At 63.8% G+C, this 19,699-nt stretch carries 19 protein-coding genes; 12 read left to right on the top strand and 7 right to left on the bottom strand.

The genetic code is table 11. The annotated features are described in order from the left end of the window. Window positions 1-25 precede the first annotated feature (25 nt). Together mce and CK489_RS29760 are read left to right on the top strand one after the other, a co-directional pair. On the top strand, window positions 26-430 hold the full coding sequence (gene mce, locus CK489_RS29765; protein WP_016841811.1) for a methylmalonyl-CoA epimerase: 405 nt from the start codon (window positions 26-28) through the stop codon (window positions 428-430). 6 nt (window positions 431-436) lie between these two features. Continuing rightward, entirely contained in the window at window positions 437-721 is a 285-nt protein-coding gene (locus CK489_RS29760) for a DUF1467 family protein (RefSeq protein WP_095734853.1), read from the top strand. A gap of 150 nt (window positions 722-871) precedes the next feature. On the opposite strand, the gene CK489_RS29755 is transcribed toward CK489_RS29760, so the two are convergent. Then, the gene (locus CK489_RS29755; protein WP_050626525.1) at window positions 872-1,111 is read right to left on the bottom strand and encodes a PilZ domain-containing protein; all 240 of its coding nucleotides are present in this window, start codon (window positions 1,109-1,111) and stop codon (window positions 872-874) included. Between the two features lie 666 nt (window positions 1,112-1,777). On the opposite strand from CK489_RS29755, the gene mtnK reads away from it, so the two are divergent. After that, complete coding sequence (mtnK, locus tag CK489_RS29750; RefSeq protein ID WP_095734852.1) at window positions 1,778-3,085, top strand: S-methyl-5-thioribose kinase; 1,308 nt, start codon at window positions 1,778-1,780, stop codon at window positions 3,083-3,085. Between the two features lie 758 nt (window positions 3,086-3,843). Here the strand turns inward: mtnK and CK489_RS29740 are convergent. The 4 genes from CK489_RS29740 to CK489_RS29725 all read right to left on the bottom strand — a co-directional run bounded on the left by CK489_RS29740 (window position 3,844) and on the right by CK489_RS29725 (window position 7,955). Then, window positions 3,844-4,878: an ABC transporter permease gene (locus tag CK489_RS29740; protein ID WP_095734882.1), complete on the bottom strand. Its 1,035-nt coding sequence runs from the start codon at window positions 4,876-4,878 to the stop codon at window positions 3,844-3,846. A gap of 12 nt (window positions 4,879-4,890) precedes the next feature. Beyond that, complete coding sequence (locus CK489_RS29735; protein WP_095734851.1) at window positions 4,891-6,393, bottom strand: sugar ABC transporter ATP-binding protein; 1,503 nt, start codon at window positions 6,391-6,393, stop codon at window positions 4,891-4,893. Window positions 6,394-6,402: 9 nt separating this feature from the next. Continuing rightward, a complete protein-coding gene (locus CK489_RS29730; RefSeq protein ID WP_076857690.1) occupies window positions 6,403-7,440 on the bottom strand; it encodes a sugar ABC transporter substrate-binding protein in 1,038 nt (345 codons plus the stop codon). 89 nt (window positions 7,441-7,529) lie between these two features. After that, window positions 7,530-7,955, bottom strand: coding sequence for a globin (locus CK489_RS29725; protein ID WP_095734850.1), 426 nt, complete (start codon window positions 7,953-7,955; stop codon window positions 7,530-7,532). Between the two features lie 457 nt (window positions 7,956-8,412). Here CK489_RS29725 and CK489_RS29720 point away from each other — a divergent pair, with 457 nt between their 5' ends. The 8 genes from CK489_RS29720 (at window position 8,413) to CK489_RS29685 (ending at window position 17,603) form a co-directional block, all read left to right on the top strand. After that, window positions 8,413-8,784 (top strand): DUF2946 family protein, encoded by a 372-nt coding sequence (locus CK489_RS29720; protein ID WP_095734849.1) that lies wholly within the window; start codon window positions 8,413-8,415, stop codon window positions 8,782-8,784. Window positions 8,785-8,941: 157 nt separating this feature from the next. After that, window positions 8,942-11,353, top strand: a complete 2,412-nt coding sequence (locus CK489_RS29715) for a TonB-dependent receptor (protein WP_245350545.1) — start codon at window positions 8,942-8,944, stop codon at window positions 11,351-11,353. A 39-nt stretch (window positions 11,354-11,392) separates the two neighbouring features. After that, on the top strand, window positions 11,393-11,914 hold the full coding sequence (locus CK489_RS29710; RefSeq protein ID WP_095734847.1) for a copper chaperone PCu(A)C: 522 nt from the start codon (window positions 11,393-11,395) through the stop codon (window positions 11,912-11,914). A gap of 7 nt (window positions 11,915-11,921) precedes the next feature. Then, entirely contained in the window at window positions 11,922-12,452 is a 531-nt protein-coding gene (locus CK489_RS29705; protein WP_095734846.1) for a YcnI family copper-binding membrane protein, read from the top strand. A 3-nt stretch (window positions 12,453-12,455) separates the two neighbouring features. Continuing rightward, window positions 12,456-14,057 carry a copper resistance CopC/CopD family protein gene (locus CK489_RS29700; protein WP_245350544.1) on the top strand — a complete coding sequence of 534 codons (1,602 nt, stop codon included), beginning with the start codon at window positions 12,456-12,458 and terminating at the stop codon, window positions 14,055-14,057. Window positions 14,058-14,223: 166 nt separating this feature from the next. Continuing rightward, entirely contained in the window at window positions 14,224-15,543 is a 1,320-nt protein-coding gene (proS, locus tag CK489_RS29695; protein WP_095734845.1) for a proline--tRNA ligase, read from the top strand. A gap of 71 nt (window positions 15,544-15,614) precedes the next feature. Further along, window positions 15,615-16,895: a lipoprotein-releasing ABC transporter permease subunit gene (locus tag CK489_RS29690; protein ID WP_021079195.1), complete on the top strand. Its 1,281-nt coding sequence runs from the start codon at window positions 15,615-15,617 to the stop codon at window positions 16,893-16,895. Between the two features lie 9 nt (window positions 16,896-16,904). After that, a complete protein-coding gene (locus CK489_RS29685) occupies window positions 16,905-17,603 on the top strand; it encodes an ABC transporter ATP-binding protein (protein ID WP_050423854.1) in 699 nt (232 codons plus the stop codon). 110 nt (window positions 17,604-17,713) lie between these two features. Here CK489_RS29685 and CK489_RS29680 read toward each other — a convergent pair whose 3' ends face one another. Together CK489_RS29680 and CK489_RS29675 are read right to left on the bottom strand one after the other, a co-directional pair. Continuing rightward, window positions 17,714-17,995, bottom strand: coding sequence for a DUF3551 domain-containing protein (locus tag CK489_RS29680; protein ID WP_050626377.1), 282 nt, complete (start codon window positions 17,993-17,995; stop codon window positions 17,714-17,716). A gap of 109 nt (window positions 17,996-18,104) precedes the next feature. Beyond that, a complete protein-coding gene (locus CK489_RS29675) occupies window positions 18,105-18,407 on the bottom strand; it encodes a DUF3551 domain-containing protein (protein WP_245350543.1) in 303 nt (100 codons plus the stop codon). 293 nt (window positions 18,408-18,700) lie between these two features. Between CK489_RS29675 and CK489_RS29670 the strand changes: the two genes are divergently transcribed. Continuing rightward, on the top strand, window positions 18,701-19,435 hold the full coding sequence (locus CK489_RS29670) for an outer membrane protein (RefSeq protein ID WP_095734843.1): 735 nt from the start codon (window positions 18,701-18,703) through the stop codon (window positions 19,433-19,435). Window positions 19,436-19,699 lie beyond the last annotated feature (264 nt).

The raw sequence follows: 19,699 nt of genomic DNA, 5'->3' as shown, positions 1-19,699 counted from the left end.
GCGCGCTTCGATAAGGGAGAAAGAGATGTTGGGACGGCTCAATCACGTCGCGATCGCGGTCAAGGACGCCAAGCAGGCCGCGAAGATCTACGGCACCGCCTTTAACGCCGAGATTTCCGATGCGGTGCCGCTGCCGGAGCATGGTGTCATCACCGTGTTCGTGACGCTGCCGAACACCAAGATCGAATTCATCGAGCCGCTCGGCGAGGCCTCGCCGATCGCGAAGTTCGTGGAACGCAATGCCGACGGCGGCATCCACCATGTCTGCTACGACGTGCCAGATATCATCGCGGCGCGCGACCGCATGATCGCCGAGGGCGCCCGGGTGCTCGGCGACGGCCAGCCGAAGATCGGCGCGCACGGCAAGCCGGTGCTGTTCTTCCACCCCAAGGACTTCTCCGGCGCCCTGGTCGAGATCGAACAGGCCTGAGGCCACATGGCGTACCAGATCTCCACCAGCCTTGCGGTCTACTTCGTGCTGTGGTGGCTTGTGCTGTTCCTGACGCTGCCGTTCGGCATACGCAGCCAGCACGAGGATGGCGTCGGCGCGCCCGGCACCGACCCCGGCGCGCCGATCCTGGCGCGGATGGGCCGCAAGCTGTTCTTGACCACGCTGATCTCGGCGGTGATTTTCGCGATCGCGATGTGGGCGTATTATTCCGGCTATCTCTCGGTCGAGCGGCTGTCGCGTCTGATGGGGATGCCCGAGTTTCACAACTGACGCAGCAATGTCGCTTGCATGAGCCACCGGGTCGCGCGCCCGATGACCGGATCCGCAACACGCGGGAACACTTTCTCGAGGTATCGCCTGGCCCACCCGGGCTATGCCCCTGGGGCGGAGCCGGAACGAAACCTGCGACGGTCCTGAGGATTATGTGAACCTGACCCCGATCCGGCGCTCCCGGCGCCAGGCGACCCGGCATGGACGGTTGGTGTGATCGCCGGGAAGCACAAGGTTGAAGGTTTCGGGGATGCCGACTGGGCTGGTGACTTCGAGCGCGGCGCCGGTCTCAGAGATGTTCCGGATCACGCAGTCGATGGCGCCGCCGTTGAATTCGATGGTGCCGGGCTTGAGCACGCGATGGCGGAGCGCCCCGCGGCTGTTTTGCATGACCAGGTCTGGTTTAGCCGCCACTGCTTGGCCGCCCGCCTGCTTCTGCAGTCCTTCCGCATGGCGTGTCGCCACAGCGATCTGCTCGTCGGTCAGGGTCGGCCTCAGCCGGCCCCAGGCAAGCTTGAAGCGGACCTGACCATCCTTGAAATCGATCGCAGGACCTCTGTCGCCGTTCGTGGGCGGCCGGCCATAGACGTTGCAGCCCCACCACCATTGCCGGCTGTCCTGCTGCCGCATGATCCTGCCGACCGGGAGGCCGCGCCAGATCACTTCATAGTCGTCGTCCTGCTGGACGCCATCGACCATGGTGGGACGCAGCGAAATGGTCTCAGTGTCGTCGGTCATCGTGCGACTTGCTTGCGGTCGATGCCTGTGCCGCGGTTCGACAAGTTTCGACGCCCGCAGGTTACATCCGGCGTGACGGGACGCAAATCCCGTCCCGCACGGACATTCCGCCACGGGATACGACTGGAAACATTGACATGAACTTTCAGGAATGAGGGGGACTGTTCGGGTTGAAATGGAACATCGCAGGCTATGCGCTGGCCGCCGGCATCATTTGCTGTAACTATGATCCTTCCAGGTGGAAGGCCGACACCGGCGTGATCCCGGAACGGGAGCGAGGATCAACCTCGCCCCGAGGCAATCGAAGGAGGGGCAACCATGAACCTGCAGGCGCAACCGGGCTCTTCCGGGGCCAGTCAGTATCGAATCCTGCGCGAGGCCGACCTGCGGGACTATCTCGCTGGGCTTCCGGCCATCGTGACCCAGCTCGGCGGCGCGCCGGCCGACTGGTCGATCAGCGAGGTCGGTGACGGCAATCTCAACCTCGTCTTCATCGTCAAGGGCACGGGCAGGGGCCTCGCCGTCAAGCAGGCGCTGCCCTATGTGCGGCTGGTCGGTGAGAGCTGGCCGCTGCCGCTGTCGCGGGCGCACTACGAACATCTGGCGCTGGTGCATCAGGCGCGGCTGGCGCCAAGCCTCGTGCCGGCGGTGCTGCATCACGACGCGCCGCTCGCGCTCACCGCGATGGAGCTGCTCGAGCCGCACATCATCATGCGCAAGGGCCTGATCGGAGCGACGCGCTACCCGCGCTTCGTCGAGGATATCTCGACCTTTCTGGCGCAGACGCTGTTCTTCTCGTCCGATCTGGCACTGTCGGCGGCAGACAAGAAGGAAGGGATCGCGGCATTTGCGGGCAACCATGCGCTCTGCAAGATCACCGAGGACCTGATCTTCACCGATCCGTACCGCATCGCTGAGCAGAACCGCTGGACCGCGCCGTATCTCGACGCGACCGCGGCGGCGTTCCGCCAGGATCTCGACCTCCACGTCGCGATCTCCAGGCTGAAGCTGAAGTTCATGGCAAGCCCGGAGGCACTGCTCCATGGCGACCTGCACACCGGCTCGATCATGGTCACCGAAGGCGAGACGAAGGTGATCGATCCCGAGTTCGCGTTCTATGGCCCGATGGGGTTCGACATCGGCGCCGTCATCGGCAATCTGCTGATGGCCTACCTGGCCTCAGCCGGCCATGAGCGCTCGCCGGGCGAGCGCGCATCGTTCGAGGCCTGGCTGCTGGAAACCATCGAGGGCGTCTGGACGGAATTTTCCCGCAAATTTCTCGCGCTGTGGCGCAGCGAGGCGAAGGGCGACGGCTATCCGGTGTCGCTGTTCGCGGGTGAAGCCGGCGCCGCGCGGCTGGAGGCGGAACGGCAGGCCTACATGGCGCGGCTGTTCCAGGACACCGTCGGCTTCGCCGCGGCCAAGACCATACGCCGTATCCTCGGCCTCGCGCACAACATCGATTTCGAATGGATCGCCGACGAGAAGCAGCGCGCGATCTGCGAGGCGCGGGCCCTCAAGCTCGCCCGCAACATGATGCTGGAGGCGCCGTCCTACACAACGATCGGCGCGGTCACGTACGCCGCGCGCGAGCTGTGCCACTGGCAGCCGGATTTTGCCAGATGAACCGGAAGTGGCGATAGTCGTGTTACCCGCAGCGGCATCGACTAACTTTCGGCCGGACGCACGAAACAGAGAATACCGGCCTCAGGCGTGAAGCAAACCACGGCGCGGTTCGTCGGGTTGTCGGTTCTGTTGATGATCCTGTTCGGTGGGACCCGCAGCCAGAATGGAGACGAGAGCTTCCAGCGGCTATCGATCAGTACCTCGTAGCCGTCCCGATCCTGCCGGAACTCAACCGTTCGGCAGTCTGCAATCGAGCAGCACGACGCACCGGTGCCCGGTTGCTTCAGGCTCTCAAACCATGGGGCAAGCGCGGGATTCGGGTTGTCGGGCGGCGCTGCTGTTGCGGCCTGACTGAGGGCAACTCCGACTGCAACGGCGATTGTCCTGCCGAACCTCCCGTATATCTGCCGATGTGCCGCTGATGCTGACAAAGGGTAACCCTCCGCTGCCCCCCAGATTAGCGTCGGCTCGGCGGGCTTGTTCGGAAATCTTCGACGCAATTGCTGCAGCATCCCTCAGCTGTCGGGTGATGACACCGACTAGTGTCGCGAGCACGCCACATATTCCGTGGTCGTCCCGGCCTAGTGCGCAATTGCGCACGGGGGCCGGGACCCATAACCACAGGCAGTCATTATTGAGCGACGCCGGAACGACGAGTCCCTTCACAACATCCGCCGCGGAGTATGGGTCCCGGCCTTCGCCGGGACGAGGCCGTGATTGGGGCCGCGCGCGAACAAGTTGCCAGAATACTAACGTACCTAGTCCGCCGCTTGCTCCCGCAGCCGCTGCGCGTAGACATTGATGATCAGCGCCGCGAGCAGGATCAGGCCGCGGATCAGGATCTTAAGGAAGCTGTCGATATTAACGTGGTCGAGGCCGTTGTTGAGCACGCCGAGCACGAACAGGCCGACGATCGTGTTGCCGATGCCGCCGCGGCCGCCGAACAGGCTGGTGCCACCGACCACCACGGCCGCGATCGAGTCCAGCAAATAGGTGTCGAACTCGTTCTGCTGCGCGCTGCCGAAATGGGCGACGCCGAGCATGCCGCCGATCCCCGAGCAAACCGCCGAGATCACCATCACGCTGCCGAGGATGAGCTTGACATTGAGGCCGGCAAATTCGGCGGCCTCGCGGTTGCCGCCGACCATGTAGACGTAGCGACCGAACCGCGTGTAGGTCAGCACCAGATGGCCGCCGAGCAGCATCACCGCCGCGACGATCACGATCCAGGGGATGCCTCCGATCGAGCCCGAGCCGAGCGTCGTGATCAGGTCCGGCACCTTGTAGGCGATCTGTCCGCGCACCAAAAGCGCCGAGACGCCGGCCGCGATCTGCATCATGGCGAGCGTCATGATGAAGGAGGGAATGCCGATCACGGTCAGCCCCAGCGCGTTGACAAGGCCGAGCAGCGCGCACAGCGCCAGCGCCAGCAGGATCGCGACGATCCCCGGCATCGGGACGTTGGCGATGTTGACGTAGGATTCCTGCAGCGTGAAGTACGCCACCGCGATGCCAGTGACGTTGGCGATGCTGGCGATCGACAGGTCGATCTCCGCGCACAGGATCACGAAGGTGAGGCCGACCGCGATGATCCCGGTGACCGACACCTGGGTCAGGATGTTGCCGACATTATCAATAGTCGCAAACGACGGGCTCGCGATCGCGAAGAAGGCGCTGAGGAAGATCAACGTCAGGAACGGCGCGATGTTGCGCATCTGCGAGCGCAGGAAGGAGGCCAGCCCGCGCGGCCGCTTGTGATCCGCAGGTGCCGTCGCGCTGTCACTGCTTGCCATCATTCCACTCCATCAGGCCGCTTCCAGCAGCCGATCCTTGCTCACGGCCTCGCCGGCGAATTCGCGCACCACCGCGCCGCGCTTCAGCACCAGGATCCGGTCGGCCAGCGACAGCACCGTCTCCGGCTCGGTCGACAGCACGATGATAGCGAGTCCCTTGGCGCGGAGATCGCGTACGATGTTGATCACGTCGTTCTTGGCGCCGACATCCATGCCGCGGGTCGGCTCGCACAGCACCAGCAGGCGCGGCGGGTAGGTCAGCCATTTCGCCAGCGCCACCTTTTGCTGGTTGCCGCCGGAGAGCATGCCGAGATCGAGGCCGACCACCGGCGGCCTGATCTGCAATTGCTCGACCTGGCGCTGGGCGATGGCGCGCTCGCGCACCGGCTTGAGCAGCAGCGCCGAGATCCGCTCGAGGATGCTGATCGAGATGTTCTTATAGACCGGCTCCTGATGGAACAGCATCGCGCGCCGGCTCTCCGGCACCAATGCGACGCCCGCCCGCCGCGCGGCCGCGGTGCTGCGGAAGGTTTTCGCGGCGCCGTCGACCGCAAGCGTACCGCCGTCCGGCTTGAGCTTGCCGAACAGGATGCGGGAGAGCTCCAACTGCCCGCAGCCCATGAAGCCATAGATGCCGAGCACTTCGCCGGCGCGGGCCTCGAACGAGACGTCCTGCAGGGTGCGGCCGAGCGAAAGCTGGTCCACCTTCAGGACGGCCGAGCCGGCGCTCGCTTGCGGGAGCATGAGGTCATCGGTGTAGCTGTGCTCCAGTGCCTCGCCGCCGCGGCCGATCATGGCCTCGATCAGCGCGCCCTTGGTGGTGTCGGCGGATGCGGTCTCGGCGATCTTGCGGCCGTTGCGGAACACGGTCACCACGTCGGAGACGCGCAGGATGTCCTCGATGAAATGCGAAATGAAGACGATGCTGGTGCCTTCGTTGCGGAGCTTGTGCAGCGTCGCGAAAAGGCGTTCGACCTCGGGTGGGGAGAGCGCGGAGGTCGGCTCATCCAGGATGATGATGCGCGCGCCGGAGAACAGCACGCGGGCGATCTCGATCAGCTGCTGCAAGCCGATCGGCAGGTCGCCGAGCCGCGTCATCGGATCGACGTCGATGCCGAAGCGGGCGAGCTGCTCGCCGGCCTCGCGCGCCATCCGTCGCCACTGCACGAAGCCGAGGCGGTTGGTCGGCTGGTTGCCGAGGAAGACGTTCTCGGCGACGGTGAGATCTGGGGCGACGCTGAGCTCCTGATGCACCATGCCGATGCCGGCGGCATGCGCGTCGCGGGTGGAGCGGAACCGGGTCTCCTTGCCATCGAGCATGAAGCGGCCGGAGAACTCTGGGTGCACGCCGGCGATGATCTTCATCAGCGTGCTTTTGCCGGCGCCGTTCTCGCCGACGAGACCGTGGATCTCGCCGGCGTGCAGCGCGAAGTCGACCCCACGAAGGGCTTCGACACCGCCGAAGGCCTTCGTGATCTGGTTCAACTCGAGGATCGGGGAGCGTCCCTGCGACATGAGGCCCGCTCAAATCAGGAAGTGATCCTCCATCCATTGCATGCCGGCGGCGTTGGCCTTGGTCACGACGGGACCGTCGGTCACGACGTTCTTCGGAATGCCCTGGCCGCTCTTCTCGCCGCCGACCACGGCGGCGACGCCTGCCACGATCGCACCACCATGAATGCGGCAGGACGGATTGCGCACGGTCGCGAACATGCGGCCCTCGCTGACCGCCTGGATCGCCGGCGGCATGGCGTCGACGCCGCCGATCAGGATGTTGGTGCGGTTGCGCGCCTTCATGATGTTGTAGGCCGCGAGCGCCATGTCGTCGTTATGGAAGAACGCCGCGTCGATCTGCGAATACTTCGTCAGATAGGTTTCCCAGAGCCGGGCGGTCTTGGAGACGTCCCAGTCGGCGGGCTGGGTGTCGAGCACCTCGATGTTCGGGAACTGCTTCACGACCGAGTTGAAGCCCTTGGCACGGCCCTGCGCGCCGGTGTGGCCGAGCGCGCCCTGGGTCATGATGACCTTGCCCTTGCCGCCGATCGCGTTGCACAGCGCCTGCGTCACCGAGGCGCCCATGAATTCGTTGTCGGGCGCGAGGAACGAATGGACGTTGATCTGATCGAGCGGAGCAATCAGCGTGTCCATGTCGATCACGGGGGTCCCGGCGTCGATCATCTTCTGCACCGGCTGGGTCAGCGTGCCGATACCGAACGCCTGGATCGCGACGAAGTCCCATTTCTGCGAGGCCATGTTGTCGATCGCGGCGCGCTGCTTGACGGCGTCGAGCTGGCCGTCGAACCAGGTGACCTCGACGTTGAACAACTTGCCCCAGAACTCGGCGGCCTGCTTGCCCTGGGCGCACCACGTCGCCTGCAGGCCGGCATTGGAGAATGCGGCCTTCAGCGGCTTTTCCGATCGTCCCATTTCAGCTGCGAGCGCGGACGTGGTCATGCCCATTCCGCCGAACAGGCCGGCCGCCGCTCCACCTGCCGCCGCCATCTGCAGAAGGTCGCGCCGCGTCGTCGACGCCTTGTCCATCCCCTTGTCGGTGCCTGGCATTATTTGCTCCCTCTTTCATTTTTCTGACCGTCGGCGTCAGTTGCACGCGCCGCGGATAAAGGGAGTGTGTCACAATCGGAACGGAGACGCTACGCCCCGTCGTCCACGAGATGTTTCTGCTGCAGCACGATGGCCTGGATGTCGCGGAGCAGCTTGTGCCACGCAACATCGATCTCTTGCGACCATTGCTCGCCGAGAATGTCACGCAGGCAGTCGGCAATCACCGCGAAGAATACAACGAACAGATCGCGTGGTGTCCCGTAGGCGTCGTGTGAGCACACCTCCGATTCGATCAGGCGAAAATGCCCGCGACGTTCGCCTGCGAAATCGAGGATGGCTTCGATGGTCAACGCCAGCATCGAGGCTTTCACCGGCTCGCTGCCTTCAGTGCGAAACATCGCCTGCGCCTCGGGATGCTCGCGAAACAAGCGTCGATACACATGCGGCGTCAGATCGTCGCAAACCGCAGCGGCAAGTTCGAAACTATGTTCGATCGGATTCGATGATGAGGTCATTGCTCGATGCAATCATCACATAAAAAAAGAGCAGGGCGCCAAGCCCTGCTCCAAAAATTGTGTCGACCCTATTTGCCCCAAAAATTCGATTTGATCTTGATTGATGGGGTGACGCTGCTTGTGCGCGTCGGGCTCCTCCCGAGACTTGGACCACCAGGACACACCTCGCGGCTGACCTGCGCGGGAATTGGTAGACTATCTTTCCAGCCTTGTCATCATTTTCGGCAACGATTGTTCAAATTTCGAGCAGTTTGCGAAATGATTGGGATGGCGCCACGGCCGGTTATGACATTCGTGTGAAAATCCGTGACGGGGTAAGGAGATACGACCGCTTGCGAGACGGCCGCGACATTACCGTCACGTCCGGCAAATTCCGTGAGCTGGAAGAATCCGGGCATTTCCGCGATCTCGACTTTCGACGCCCTTGGTGGTTAGTTCCGTCCCGGATGGTTTTGCGATGCGCCGGCGGCTGAAGAATTTTCTGCCCATAGTCCTGGTTGCCCTGTTGGTGCAGATTTTTGCACCGATCGGGGCCTGCTGGGCGACAAGCCTTGCCGCGTCGGATCCGCTCGCGGCGGCGACCATCTGCCACGGCGATGTCGGCTCAGGCGGCGGGCAGGGTGACCAGACCGGTCATGACGCCCGTGATGGCTGCTGCTCGGCCTGCAGCGTGCTGCAGACCGGTGCACCGGTTGATCACCCGCAGGTTGCGGCTAGCGCCGTCGAACGGGTGCCGAGCCGGATCGCTTGGCTTGATTTCGCCTCAGACCTTGATCGTTCGCCGGCCGGCTTCACGGCACAAGCCCGCGCTCCGCCGCTGTTTTCCTGACGACGTTCTCGCTGCCGGTCGCGCGTGTCGCGCCGGCGAGTGCCCTTGAGCAAGCCGGCCAGAGAGCCGGTGTCAGGATTCATCCATGTTTCGGTTTCATGCCATCGGTGGCGTGAGCGTCGCTGCCATTCAGGCCGCGTTGCTGGCGTCTGCTGACATGGCTCATGCACAAAACGGCGAACCGGGGATATTGCCACCCGTCACCGTCGAGGCGCCGCCCCCGGCCAGGCCGGCTGCGCGCAAGCCGGTCAATCGCCCTGCCGTCGCCGTCCGGCATCGGACTGCGCCGGCGGCTGCGGCCGCAGCGAACCGACCGGTCGTGGCCAGCACCGCCGGGGCGGGCGCCAATGCCTCGCTCGGGACGCCGCCCGCCGTGGCACGATTCCAGCTGCCGCAGAGGTCGTTCAGCATCACCTCCGGGCAGATCGACGAGACCGTCAACCTCAAGGACCCCGAGGACGCGGTCAAATACATGCCGAGCCTGTTCGTGCGGAAGCGCAACGACGGCGACAACATGGCGGTGCTGGCGACCAGGAGCTGGGGCGTCAATTCGAGCGCGCGCTCGCTGATCTATTACGACGACCTGTTGGTGTCGGCGCTGATCGGCAACAACAACACCAGCGCCTCGCCGAAGTGGAACCTGATCTCGCCGGAGGCGATCGGCCGGATCGACTATCTGAACGGCCCGTTCGCGGCGGCCTATCCCGGCAACTCGATCGGCGGCGTGTTGCTGATCTCGTCGAAAATGCCCGACAGGCCGTTTGCGGTGGCCAAGGAGACGGTCTCGGTGATGCCGTGGAGCCAGTACGGCACCAAGGACACTTATGTCACCAGTCAGACCAGCGCGGCCGCGGGCAATCGCGACGGCAAGCTGTCGTGGCTGGTGAGCGCCAACTATCTCGACAGCTTTCAGCAGCCGCTGACCTACACGACGAGCGCGACGATCCCGGCGGGAACAGCCGGCGCGTTTCCGGCGCTCAACAAGCAGGGCGTGCCGGCCAATGTCATCGGCACCGGCGTCCTGGCGCATTCGCAACAGACGTCGGCCAACCTGCGCCTTGCCTACGATGTGTCTCCGCTGGTGCAGGCGACCTATTCGCTCGGCATCTGGAACAACCATCAGGTCTCCGATCCCCAGACCTATCTGCGATCCATCGCGACGGGCGCGCCGACCTTCGCCAACAATTCGGGCTTCGCCACCGGCAAGTACGTCTGGGACCAGACGCATCTGAGCAACGCGGTCGCGCTGAAGAGCGACACCAAGGGCGTCTACGACTTCGATCTGTCGGCCTCGAGCTACAACTACCTGCAGGACACCCAGCTCAATCCGTTCACCGTCGCGCCAACAGGCGTCGGCTTCTCGCCGAACGGCAAGATCACGAGGATGGACGGCACCAACTGGCAGAATGCGGATGCCAAGGGAATCTGGCGGCCGTTCGGCTATGACGGGCCGCATGAGATCAGCTTCGGCATTCACGGCGATCGCTACCGGCTGGAAAATCCGGTCTACGCCTCGTCGATCTGGAACGCGACATCGTCGACCGGCACCGGCGCGCTCTATTCGACGGGCGTCGGCGAAACCCGGACCGGTGCGCTGTGGCTGCAAGATGTCTGGAAGATCAACCCGAGCCTGAAGCTGACGCTGGGCGGGCGGCTGGAGAGCTGGCAGGCGCTCGACGGCTTCAACCTCAACACCACGACGAATGCCGCCGGCGGGATCACGTCGACCGCGGCGATCAACCAGCCCGGGCTGAGCTCGACCAACTTCTCTCCGAAGGCTTCGCTGTCGTTCGACCCGAACAAGGATTGGAACATCACGGCGAATTTCGGCGAGGCCTATCGCTATCCGACGGTGACCGAGCTCTATCAGAACATCACGATCGGCGGCGTAGCGACTTTCGCCAATCCGTTCCTCAAGCCGGAGCAGGACTTCACCGGCGAATTGAACATCGAGCGCAAGTGGACCGACGGGCGGGTCCGCCTGACGCTGTTTTCCGAGCGAACCAACAATGCGATCATCTCGCAGACCAATCTCGTGACCAATCCGGTCTCGGGGGCGCAGACGCCGACCACCGTCGTCAGCAATGTCGACGCAATCCGGATGCAGGGCGTCGAGCTGTCGGCCGAAAAGGACAACGTCTTCGTGACCGGCCTGCAACTGTTCGGCAGCGTCACCTATGTCGATTCCAAGATCCTCGCCGACGCGAGCTGGGCCGGCGTCAATCCGCTGACCAACCTGCCGACAACCGTGGTGGGCAAGCGCGTTCCCTATGTGCCGGATTGGCGCGCCAAGATCGGCATGACCTACCGGCCGAACGAAAGCTGGGCCTATACCGTCGCAGCGCGCTACAGCGGCAAGCAGTATTCGACCCTCGACAACACCGACATCGTCTCCCACGTTTATGGCGCGTTCGACAATTTCTTCGTCGTGGACATGAAGATCCATTACAACGCGACGGCGAACTTCGCGTTCGATTTCGGCATCGATAACATCTTCAACGAGCAGTACTTCCTGTTCCATCCCTTCCCGGGCAGGACGTTCGTCCTGGCCGGGAAATACACCTTCTGAGCTGGCGGGCCGTCGGCAACAACACAAAGGAGATTCGACATGAGAAAAACACTGGCTGAGCTTGCTGCAATCTTCGCGCTCACCCTGATCGCGCCTGCCGCGGCCGAGGACGTCAAGGCCGGCGACCTCGTGATCACGCAGGCGTGGACGCGCGCGACGCCGAACGGTGCCAAGATCGGCGGCGGCTATCTCACAATCGAGAACAAGGGGACGACGCCTGACCGGCTGATCTCCGGCTCGGGCGACGTCGCGGGCAAGCTCGAAGTACACGAGATGTCGATGGACAATGGCGTGATGAAGATGCGTGCGCTCGACAAGGGACTGACCATCGAGCCCGGCAAGACGGTGAAGCTCGCACCCGGCGGATATCACCTGATGATGTTCGACCTGAAGCACCCGTTGAAGCAGGGCGACAAGGTTCCGGTCACGCTCGAATTCGAGAAGGCCGGCAAGGTCTCGGTCTCGCTTGACGTGCAGGCCGTCGGTGCGCAGGCGCCGACCGCCGGCGATCACTCCGGCCATGGCGACCATTCCGGTCACATGGACATGAAGAAGATGTGAGGGCGTCATGCGATCACACACGCTCCTCATTGCAACGGTGGCGCTGCTCGCAGCGTCGCCAGCGATCGCGCATATCACGCTTGAAGGAAAGCAGGCGACGGTCGGCTCGTACTACAAGGCGGTATTCGCCGTGCCGCACGGCTGCGCAGGATCGGCGACGATCAAGATCCGCGTGCAGATTCCGGAAGGCGTGATCGGGGTGAAGCCGATGCCGAAGCCCGGTTGGACGCTCGATACGGTCACCGGCAAATACGCCGCCGAATACGACTATCACGGCGCAAAACTTTCCGAGGGCGTCAAGGAAGTTGCCTGGAGCGGTGGTAAGCTCGCCGACAAGAACTACGACGAGTTCGTGATGCAGACGTTTCTCACCGATACGCTGAAGCCGAACACCGTGCTCTACTTCCCGGTCGTGCAGGAATGTGAGCAGGGTGTCAGTCGCTGGATCGACATCCCGGCAGAGGGGCAGGGCGGCGGCGGGCACGACCATGGCAGCAAGACGCCGGCGCCCGGCGTCAAGCTGCTGCCGAAGCCGTAAGCCGTGCGGCTGCTCGCAGGGCATGTTGTCGCGAGCCTCGCTGCGCTGCTCCCGGCGCTGTTCTTGGCACTTTTCCTGGCGCTGTGTCTTGCGACCACGGCCCATGCCCATGCCGTCCTGATCGGCGCCGAGCCGGCGGACGGCAGTGTGGTGACGGAAGCACCAAAGACGGTGGTGCTCCGCTTCAACGAAGCGGTGGCGCCGACGGCGGTCAGCCTGCTCGACGCTACGGGCAAGCCGCGCGATGTCGCGATCCGCGCTGTCGATGAATCGGTGGTGGTGACGCTGCCGGCCGGCCTGCCGCAGGGCACGCAGGTGGTCAGCTATCGCGTGGTGTCGCAGGACGGCCACCCGGTCGCGGGCTCGCTCTTGTTCTCGATCGGCGTCGTCACCGGCTCGGCGGCGCCGTCTGGCGACGGCCTGCTCCATGCGCTGATCTGGCTGGCGCGGCTCGCGCTCTATCTCGGGCTGTTTGCCGGCGTCGGCGGCGTGTTCTTTGCCGCCTGGATCGGGCACGGCCCGGCCGGCGAACGGCTGATCATGTGGTCGCTGAGGATCGGCCTCGTTGGCGCGATCGCCTCACTCGGCTTGCAGGGCGTCGACCTGCTGAACCTGCCGATCACGGGCCTCCTGACATGGGCGGCGTGGGCCAGCGCCGCCGGCACCAGCCTGTTTCCGGCCCTGCTGCTCGCGATCGCCGCGCTGCTGATCGCGGCGATTGCCTGGCGAAGCCCTTCGTTCGGCGCGGCCTTTATCCGCACCGCGGTCGCAATGATCTGCGTCGGGCTGTCGTTTGCGGTCAGTGGCCATGCCGCCACCGCGTCTCCGCAATGGCTGACGCGAACCGCGCTGTTCATCCATGGCGTCGGCCTGGCATTCTGGATGGGCGCACTCGCGCCGCTGGCGGTGCTTGCCTGGCAGCGCAAGGACTCGCTGCTGCGGGTGCTCCGGCGCTTTTCCATGCTGGCGGTGCCGGTCGTCGCGTTGATCGCGCTGTCGGGCCTCGCGCTTGCCGTCATCCAGCTCGAAAGTCTTGGCGCGTTGATCGACACTGAGTACGGCAACGTGCTGGTCGCAAAGCTGGTGCTTGTCGCGGTCCTGCTGGGGCTCGCTGCGCTGAATCGGTTGGTGTTCACGCCGGCGATCGAGCGGGAGTTTCATCGGACACGGCCGCTGCAACGCTCGATCGCGCTCGAGTTCGTGCTCATGATCGCCATTCTCGGCCTCGTCGCGCTGTGGCGCTTCACGCCGCCGCCCCGCGTGCTGGCAATGTCGGACGATGTTCCGCTCGCCGTCCACATCCACACCGATGCAGCGATGTTCCAGGTGCTGATCGCGCCGGGCAAGGTCGGGCAGAACGATTTCGTGCTGCAGTTGATGAATGGCGACGCCAGCCCGTTTGCGGCCAAGGAGGCGACGCTGACGCTGAGTTTGCCGGATCGCGGCATCGAGCCGTTGGAACGCAGCGCCGCACTCGGCCCAGACGGCTATTGGCACGTGAAGAAGGTGCCGTTGCCGGTCCCGGGCCGCTGGCACATGCAGATCGACGCCCTGGTGACCGATTTCAAGAAAGTGACGCTGGAAGACGATTTCGAGGTCAGGTAAACGCTCGATCCGTGCGCCGGACACCTCGGCGGGACGCAATTCGCTGCAAGGGCCGAAATTCGCCTGATTTGAAGGGTTCTTGACCTGAAGCGGCCTTGTGTTTTCACATCCGATCCGGTTTCACTGCAGCTCTCTTCCGAAGCATCACTGATTCCCGAGTAACGCCATGCGATTGTCGCGGTTTTTCCTGCCCATCCTCAAAGAAAACCCGAAAGAGGCGGAGATCGTCTCGCACCGGCTGATGCTGCGCGCGGGCATGATGCGGCAGGAGGCCGCCGGCATCTATGCCTGGCTGCCGCTCGGCTTCCGGGTGCTGAAGAAGATCGAGCAGATCGTTCGCGAGGAGCAGGACCGCGCCGGTGCGCTCGAACTGCTGATGCCGACCCTGCAGCTTGCCGATCTCTGGCGTGAGAGCGGCCGTTACGACGCCTACGGCCCGGAGATGCTGCGCATCCTCGATCGCCACAAGCGCGAGCTCCTGTACGGGCCGACCAACGAGGAAATGATCACGGAGATCTTCCGCTCCTACGTCAAGTCCTACAAGAACCTGCCGCTCAACCTCTATCACATCCAGTGGAAGTTCCGCGACGAGCAGCGTCCGCGCTTCGGCGTGATGCGCGGCCGCGAATTCCTGATGAAGGACGCCTATTCGTTCGACCTCGACGAGGCCGGCGCACGGCGCTCCTACAACAAGATGTTCGTGGCCTATCTGCGCACCTTCGCACGGATGGGCCTGAAGGCGATCCCGATGCGGGCCGAGACCGGCCCGATCGGCGGCGACCTCAGCCACGAGTTCATCGTGCTGGCGGAGACCGGCGAGTCCGGCGTCTTCATCAACCGCGATGTGCTGGACCTGCCGGTGCCCGGTGAGGACGTCGATTATGACGGCGATCTCACGCCGATCATCAAGCAGTGGACCTCGGTCTATGCCGCGACCGAAGACGTTCACGAGGCTGCGCGCTTCGAACAGGAAGTGCCCGAGGCAAAGCGGCTCAACACCCGCGGCATCGAGGTCGGCCAGATCTTCTATTTCGGCACCAAATATTCCGACACCATGAAGGCGATGGTGGCCGGTCCCGATGGCGTCGACGTGCCGATCCATGGCGGCTCTTACGGTGTCGGCGTGTCGCGTCTGGTCGGCGCGATCATCGAGGCCTGCCACGACGACGCCGGTATCAAATGGCCCGAGGCGGTCGCGCCGTTCCGCGCCGCGATCCTCAACCTCAAGCAGGGCGATGCCGCGGTCGATGGCGCCTGCGAGCAGCTCTATCGCGAACTCGCGGCAAAGGGCGTCGACGTGCTCTACGACGACACCGATCAGCGCGCCGGTGCCAAGTTCGCCGCGGCCGATCTGATCGGCATCCCCTGGCAGATTCTCGTCGGGCCGAAGGGGCTTGCGGAGGGCAAGGTCGAGGTGAAGCGCCGCAGCGACGGTTCACGCGAGAACTTGAGCCCGGCCGACGTGGTCGCGAAGCTCGCGGGTTAAAGTTTATTCACGCCGCGTGTTCGGCGGGGTAATCCGGCCACATTTGGCCCGAATCATGGGATTATCGAGAGATGGATGAGACCATGAGCGAGCCAGTCCGTACCCCGCCTTTTGCGCCATTCGAATGGCTGCTGTCCGGACGCTATCTGCGCGCGCGCCGCAAGGAAGGGTTCATTTCGGTCATTGCCGGCTTTTCGTTCCTCGGCATCATGCTCGGCGTTGCCACGCTGATCGTGGTGATGGCCGTCATGAACGGCTTCCGCAAGGAATTGCTCGACAAGATCCTTGGCCTCAACGGCCACCTTCTGGTGCAGCCGCTGGAATCGCCGCTGACCGACTGGAAAGACGTCGCCGACCGTATCAGCCAGGTTCAGGGCATCCGGCTGGCCGCGCCGGTCGTGGATGGGCAGGGGCTCGGATCGTCGCCGTTCAACGCCGCCGGCGTCTTCATCCGCGGCATCCGCGCCGACGATCTCAACAACCTCACCTCGATCGCCAAGAACATCAAGCAGGGCACGCTCGAGGGTTTTGACGAGGGGCAGGGGGTCGCGATCGGCCGCCGGCTCGCCGACCAGCTCTCGCTGCATGCCGGCGATATGATCACGCTGGTCTCGCCGAAGGGCGCGGTGACGCCGATGGGCACCACGCCGCGCATCAAGCCGTACAAGATCACCGCGGTATTCGAGATCGGCATGTCGGAATACGACTCGACCTTCGTGTTCATGCCGCTCGCCGAAGCGCAGGCCTATTTCAACCGCAACAACGACGTGTCCTCGATCGAGGTGTTCACCACCAATCCGGACAAGATCGACACCTACCGCAAGCTGGTGACGGAGGCGGCCGGTCGGCCGGTCTTCCTGGTCGACTGGCGGCAGCGCAATTCGACGTTCTTCAACGCGCTGCAGGTCGAACGCAACGTGATGTTCCTGATCTTGACCATGATCGTGCTGGTCGCGGCGCTCAACATCGTCTCCGGATTGATCATGCTGGTGAAGGACAAGGGCCAGGACATCGCGATCCTGCGCACCATGGGCGCCTCGCAAGGCTCGATCATGCGGATATTCCTGATCACCGGCGCCTCGATCGGCGTGGTCGGAACGCTGACCGGCTTTGCGGTCGGCATGCTGATCTGCCTGAACATCGAATCGATCAGGCAGTTCCTGTCATGGCTCACCAACACCGAGCTGTTCTCGCCCGAACTGTATTTCCTCTCCAAGCTTCCGGCTGAGGTCGATTTCGGCGAGACGCTCGCCGTCGTGATCATGGCGTTGACGCTATCTTTCCTTGCGACGCTCTACCCGTCGTGGCGCGCCGCGCGCCTCGACCCGGTCGAAGCGCTCCGGTACGAATAAGGAGCCCACATGGCGGAGGGGGCGGAAGACGTACCGGTCGTCTATCTTCATGATATCAAGCGGGAATACAGGCAGGGCGAGGCGACGCTGACGGTTCTGAACGGCGCCAAGCTGGCGCTGTGGCCTGGTCAGTCGGTGGCGCTGGTGGCGCCGTCGGGATCCGGCAAGTCGACGCTGCTGCACATTGCGGGCCTGCTCGAGAGCCCCGATGACGGCGAGGTCTATGTCGCGGGTACGCCGACCTCGCAGATGTCCGACGTCGACCGCACGCAGATTCGCCGCTCCGATATCGGCTTCGTCTATCAGTCGCACCGGCTGCTGCCGGAGTTCTCGGCGCTCGAGAACGTGATGCTGCCGCAGATGATTCGTGGCCTGAAGCGCTCCGAAACCGTGAAGCGGGCGACCGAGATCCTCGCTTATCTCGGGCTTGGCGACCGCATCACGCATCGTCCGGCCGAGCTCTCGGGCGGCGAACAGCAGCGCGTGGCGATCGCGCGCGCGGTCGCCAACGCGCCGCGGGTGCTGTTTGCGGACGAGCCGACCGGGAATCTGGATCCGGCAACCGCTGATCACGTCTTCAACGCGCTGATGCAATTGGTGAAGGCGACCCGAGTCGCGATGCTGATCGCGACCCACAACATGGAGCTCGCCGCGCGGATGGATCGCCGAGTCTCGCTGTCGAACGGACAGGTCGTCGAGCTCGAATAAAGCCGTCTTCACGTGAGGTGGCTAGCGGCTTGCGTGAAGAACTCGCGTCAAGGCAATGAATTCAAAGATTTTTTTCGCCCCGATTAATCGAGGCGGGAAGGCTATCATCCTCAATATCCGGAGCGCCGCGCGCGGCCAGGTTCGCGCGGGCGGCTGCCGCTCGGCGGCCCGGCATAATAGGGGTTGTTGATGCACATCGCGGCAAGGCCGGACGCCGATGCCTGGCACTGCGCCAGCGAGGTGTAGCCGCAGTCGGTATCCTCACCGCCCCATCGGTAGTTGGTTTTGCAGACCGGCGAGGTCGTGTCGTACTTCTGGGCGTTAGCTGGTGCGCTGGCGACGGTACCCAAAGCCAAAAGTGCCGGGAATAGCGCCGGAATCAGGCTGCGCATCGGAATCTCCAATCAATCAGGCGTCAGCGACGCTCACCGCGCACATGCACGAATAGGCACCGGCATTGTTGATGCATCAACTCACATTGCCGCGCTGATCTCGGCCGCATCAGCGGTCAGTGAAGAACAGATCGAAGAAATTGCCGTCGCGACGATCGCGTGGCGGGATGTGCAGATAGGAGCGCGGGTCGTTGTCGCCGGCATAATAGGGATTCGCGATACAGTTCTGCCCGATGCCCGAGGCCGTGGCCAGGCACGCTTCATAGGACGGGTAGGAGCAGTTGCTCAGGCCGGGATAGCGGTCGCCTTGGATACAGAACGGGTAGCGCACACCGACCGCATGCGCAGGCGCGGTGCCGAGGGTTGCGAATGCGACCACAGACGCCGCAGCAGCCAGAATCATCGTCCGCATGTGCATTTCCTTCGCTGCGCAGATTCGATTTCGGCGACGATCCAAATCGGACAAGCCGGTTCCGGTCAACACGATCTTGCGCGCTGCTGCGCATGCAGATTTGAATTGTGAAATTTCTGCGGCGGCTATGTGGCAAAAGTTCCAAGAAGTGCCTGTAATACAGTATTAACTTCAAATTTGAGCGAAGTCGTTTGACCCTGCCTGTTGCAGCGAAGTTACAGCAATTCCGTCGTGGGCTGCTATGACGGTGTCTCGCGGCCTTGGGGGCCTGTAGAAAAGTTGGAACGGGAAAAATGAAGAAGATTTTGCTTGTCACCGCCAGCATGATTGCGCTCAGCGCGACGGCTGCTTCCGCGGCTGACCTCGCGGCTCGCCCTTACACCAAGGCTCCGCCGCCCATGGTTGCCGCTGTTTATGATTGGACCGGCTTCTACATCGGTATCAACGGTGGTTGGGGCCAGAGCCACGACAACCGTTCGGTCGATGGTGTCGGCGGCGTCGGCAGCTACGATGCCAACGGCGGCACCGTCGGTGGCCAGATCGGCTACCGCTGGCAGACCGGCGGCTGGGTCTGGGGTCTGGAAGCTCAGGGCAACTGGGCTGACTTCTCCGGCAGCACCGGCAACCTGCTCGTCCCGGGCGGCACCGTTCGCTCGAAGACGGACGCGTTCGGCCTGTTCACCGGTCAGATCGGCTACGCCTGGAACAACGTCCTGCTGTACGCCAAGGGCGGTGCTGCGGTCACCGATCGCAACTACGAGTTCCTGGCACCGGGCGGCGCCCTGGCGTCCTCGACCGGCTACGACACCCGTTGGAGCCCGACGGTCGGCGTTGGCCTCGAATTCGCCTTCTCGCAGGGCTGGTCGCTCGGCGTGGAATACAACCACATCTTCGAAGACACCCACGGCGCGACCTTCGTCACCCCGGCTGGTGTTGCCGTTGCTGGCTTCCACACCGGTGGCGACACCGACATGGTCCTCGGCCGTCTGAACTACAAGTTCGGTGGCCCGATCATCGCCAAGTACTGATACTGATCGCTCGCTTGATCCAAGCGGCATCGAAAACCCCGGGCTTCGGCCCGGGGTTTTTTGTTGGCTGGGTGGAATCGCCAGGATAACCGCAGGCTGTGCGGATGAGTGACCTCACCGGAAGTGCATCTGCGCCAACCCGACGCGGCAGATTGGGACAAACGAAAAAAGCCTCACCCGCTGCTTCCAACGGATGAGGCTCCCAAGCAAGGGCATGCTTTTCGCTGAGCTGAGAACTCAGCGCGTTGCGACGCTTAACTGCGC

The organism is Bradyrhizobium sp. UFLA03-84 (assembly GCF_002289535.1).
Classification (GTDB): domain Bacteria; phylum Pseudomonadota; class Alphaproteobacteria; order Rhizobiales; family Xanthobacteraceae; genus Bradyrhizobium; species Bradyrhizobium viridifuturi.
This window is presented reverse-complemented; position numbering and strand designations above follow the sequence as displayed.

What these genes read in the sequence shown, in the direction of transcription:
- mce (WP_016841811.1), top strand. Translation starts at nt 26, where the DNA reads ATGTTGGGACGGCTCAATCACGTCGCGATCGCGGTCAAGGACGCCAAG.
- CK489_RS29760 (WP_095734853.1), top strand. Translation starts at nt 437, where the DNA reads ATGGCGTACCAGATCTCCACCAGCCTTGCGGTCTACTTCGTGCTGTGG.
- CK489_RS29755 (WP_050626525.1), bottom strand. Translation starts at nt 1,111, where the DNA reads ATGCAAAACAGCCGCGGGGCGCTCCGCCATCGCGTGCTCAAGCCCGGC.
- mtnK (WP_095734852.1), top strand. Translation starts at nt 1,778, where the DNA reads ATGAACCTGCAGGCGCAACCGGGCTCTTCCGGGGCCAGTCAGTATCGA.
- CK489_RS29740 (WP_095734882.1), bottom strand. Translation starts at nt 4,878, where the DNA reads ATGGCAAGCAGTGACAGCGCGACGGCACCTGCGGATCACAAGCGGCCG.
- CK489_RS29735 (WP_095734851.1), bottom strand. Translation starts at nt 6,393, where the DNA reads ATGTCGCAGGGACGCTCCCCGATCCTCGAGTTGAACCAGATCACGAAG.
- CK489_RS29730 (WP_076857690.1), bottom strand. Translation starts at nt 7,440, where the DNA reads ATGCCAGGCACCGACAAGGGGATGGACAAGGCGTCGACGACGCGGCGC.
- CK489_RS29725 (WP_095734850.1), bottom strand. Translation starts at nt 7,955, where the DNA reads ATGACCTCATCATCGAATCCGATCGAACATAGTTTCGAACTTGCCGCT.
- CK489_RS29720 (WP_095734849.1), top strand. Translation starts at nt 8,413, where the DNA reads ATGCGCCGGCGGCTGAAGAATTTTCTGCCCATAGTCCTGGTTGCCCTG.
- CK489_RS29715 (WP_245350545.1), top strand. Translation starts at nt 8,942, where the DNA reads ATGGCTCATGCACAAAACGGCGAACCGGGGATATTGCCACCCGTCACC.
- CK489_RS29710 (WP_095734847.1), top strand. Translation starts at nt 11,393, where the DNA reads ATGAGAAAAACACTGGCTGAGCTTGCTGCAATCTTCGCGCTCACCCTG.
- CK489_RS29705 (WP_095734846.1), top strand. Translation starts at nt 11,922, where the DNA reads ATGCGATCACACACGCTCCTCATTGCAACGGTGGCGCTGCTCGCAGCG.
- proS (WP_095734845.1), top strand. Translation starts at nt 14,224, where the DNA reads ATGCGATTGTCGCGGTTTTTCCTGCCCATCCTCAAAGAAAACCCGAAA.
- CK489_RS29690 (WP_021079195.1), top strand. Translation starts at nt 15,615, where the DNA reads ATGGATGAGACCATGAGCGAGCCAGTCCGTACCCCGCCTTTTGCGCCA.
- CK489_RS29685 (WP_050423854.1), top strand. Translation starts at nt 16,905, where the DNA reads ATGGCGGAGGGGGCGGAAGACGTACCGGTCGTCTATCTTCATGATATC.
- CK489_RS29680 (WP_050626377.1), bottom strand. Translation starts at nt 17,995, where the DNA reads ATGCGCAGCCTGATTCCGGCGCTATTCCCGGCACTTTTGGCTTTGGGT.
- CK489_RS29675 (WP_245350543.1), bottom strand. Translation starts at nt 18,407, where the DNA reads ATGCGGACGATGATTCTGGCTGCTGCGGCGTCTGTGGTCGCATTCGCA.
- CK489_RS29670 (WP_095734843.1), top strand. Translation starts at nt 18,701, where the DNA reads ATGAAGAAGATTTTGCTTGTCACCGCCAGCATGATTGCGCTCAGCGCG.